This is a genomic window from Paenibacillus forsythiae T98, assembly GCF_000520735.1.
GTDB lineage: Bacteria > Bacillota > Bacilli > Paenibacillales > Paenibacillaceae > Paenibacillus_AQ > Paenibacillus_AQ forsythiae.
The window spans coordinates 1-2,400 of the sequence record NZ_ASSC01000681.1; the positions used below are offsets into that span (position 1 = coordinate 1).

A 2,400-nucleotide genomic window follows, 5' to 3' on the forward strand; every position below is an offset into this window, starting at 1 on the left:
CTGTCGGGAGAGAAGGTCAACTGGAAAGAAGTCGCCCTCGCCGGAGGAATCGGATTTTTGACGGCAGGGCTGCTGGATGCGAAGGTGCTGGGAGCCATGGGCAAAGGGATCGGCAAGATCGCACCTACATGGGTCAAAGAAGGGTTCTCGGCCGTGATGAACGGCTTTGGTAAAGCGGTGCAGAAGCTGAAAAATGCGGGTAGCGAGCTGGCAGATGCGATAAGCCGCGGCTCCAGTTATTTGAATCCGAAGAATTACGGGGTCCTGGCCACACCGGAAGGTGCCACCTTTTTTGCAAAGGTTGGGGATGAGCCTTTGGTGGGAAGTGCGGGAAGAGGGGCCAAAGGGTCGGGTGGTGGTACACCTCCTAAACCAAATAAGCCGCCGGAAGTTGATGGGACGGGTAAGGGTAGCCCAACTAACATAGAAAAGAATTTTATTTTATTTAATAAAACACACAAGAATGCCGCTCCTAAACCAAGAGGAAAAGGTCCTAATGGTGGACGACTTGAATCACACCATGGATTACAAGGAGAATGGGCAAAGGAAAATTTAGCACAGTACGGATATGATTACAAAGAAGCACCAACTGTGACGCTTGAAACGGGTAAAGGGCATCCACACACGGACCTCACAAATCTACAGAATGATAGAAGAGATAAGCGTCTTGCTGAAGGTAAGGGGAAATGGAGTTCTACTTTACAAGAGGAACTTACTTATATAGTTGAAGATTTCAAAGCACTTGGTTTTACGAGAGAAACTATAGAAAAAATATTGAAACAGCAATATAAAATGTTAGACAAACTTAAAGTTCCGTATAGGAGGATAAATCTAGATGAATATTTTTGAAGAGATGAGTAGCAACTTTCTTGTAGAAGTAAAAGAACCACCAGCGAGTCAAGAGGATATTAGGAGACTCCAAAACTTTTCTGATATCACAGTTCCAAAGGAGTACGAAGAAATGTCTAAAATTGCAACTGAATTGGAGATAAACGTTAATAAATTGATGTATATTCGAATATGGAGCCCTTCTGGTTGCATAGAAATGAATGAAGCACACAAAATTCAAAAGTATATTCCTGATTCGCTAGCCATTGGAGATGATGAGGGTGGTAATGTTTTGATATATCTAAATGGTAAATATGGATTTGGACTATATATGGTTGGATTCGGGAATCTTGATATCGAAGATGCAGTTTTAATAGCTCCTTCACTTAGGGATCTATTAGTAAATAATACGGGAGTAGACGTTGTAATGAGTGGTTATGTGTAAATATCATAATAATAGAACATAATATATTCACGTATTTATAGTTGATTTGAAAGAAGGAGTCATAATGAGGCAAGAACTAGCAAATCAGAAAGGTACAACATACTCTGTTGAACTATTATTTGACGAGGTTCCATTATTTCATATTGACAAAATAATGATAGATTTAAGTCAAAATTACGAATTGGATAATATTGTGAATAAAGATGACGGAGATGTTGTGATTTTTAATTTTTCTGATTACCAAACAGAAATTCAAGAAGGTTTGATTTTAAATGCTCAATGTATACTGAACACAAAATATTCAAATGTAGATCATAAAAAGATTACCCCTTCATTACAGCAAACTTGGGATTTTGTAAAAGTAAATGAAACTGTTAGTAGAGCGAAGTATAGTTGTACGCTTTCGGATATTTTTGCTTCAGGATTGGATTATCAAAGAAGATTTGAGTTGTTCAATATTGTGTTAATAACTATATTAAAACATTCAAACTGTCTAGCCGTGAATTGGATGTCTAGTCAAAAGATATCTGATCCTAAGTCATACATTAATCGGTTTGAAAAAGGAGAATATCTAAATGGAGGATTAAATGTCAGGCTTTTTAAATTGGATCAAACCAATGGAGAGATGGTAATGGATACAGTAGGTCTTTCATGTTTTGGTTTACCAGATTTACAGTGTCGATTTAAAAACATTACTTCTTCTAAAATTGCTGGTTTACTGTATGGATATGGGAATTATATTTTTGAGAACGGTGATATTTTTGTAGATGGTGATAGTGTCGAAGGTATAAATGAATTTCAAAAATGGATCTGTCAACATGAGATGTCATTGCTAAATCCCAGAAGAGTTGTCCTTAATATTGCCATAGAAGAGTAAAGTTTTATTTAATCGAGTCTGCAAAATAAAATCTGTAAACTATTTATATCCCAGTGTCGAATGATTTCATCATTTCAGATGTACGCACAACAAAGCTTGAAAAGTATAACCCAAATACGCTATCTCGTTACATCAAACAGGTCGATTATGGTCAGATACCACCATGATTGATCTGTTTTTTACTACCTGCGTTTTTTCACGGATTTTTCAAATTGATGAGCCTAAGCGATGCCACGGGAGTGGAACTGAA

Annotated in this window: 2 protein-coding genes and 1 pseudogene; all 3 read left to right on the plus strand. The window is 37.4% G+C overall.

Going from position 1 to position 2,400, the window contains the following annotated elements; all coding sequences use genetic code 11:
- Nucleotides 1-849: pseudogene (locus tag L692_RS31340) on the plus strand (hypothetical protein); the annotation flags it as partial.
- Entirely contained in the window at nucleotides 836-1,273 is a 438-nt protein-coding gene (locus tag L692_RS0120900; protein ID WP_025701972.1) for an SMI1/KNR4 family protein, read from the plus strand. The pseudogene L692_RS31340 and the gene L692_RS0120900, both read left to right, overlap by 14 nt.
- 64 nt (nucleotides 1,274-1,337) lie before the next feature.
- Nucleotides 1,338-2,150, plus strand: a complete 813-nt coding sequence (locus tag L692_RS29685; protein ID WP_025701973.1) for a DUF4261 domain-containing protein — start codon at nucleotides 1,338-1,340, stop codon at nucleotides 2,148-2,150.
- The last annotated feature ends 250 nt before the right edge of the window (nucleotides 2,151-2,400 follow it).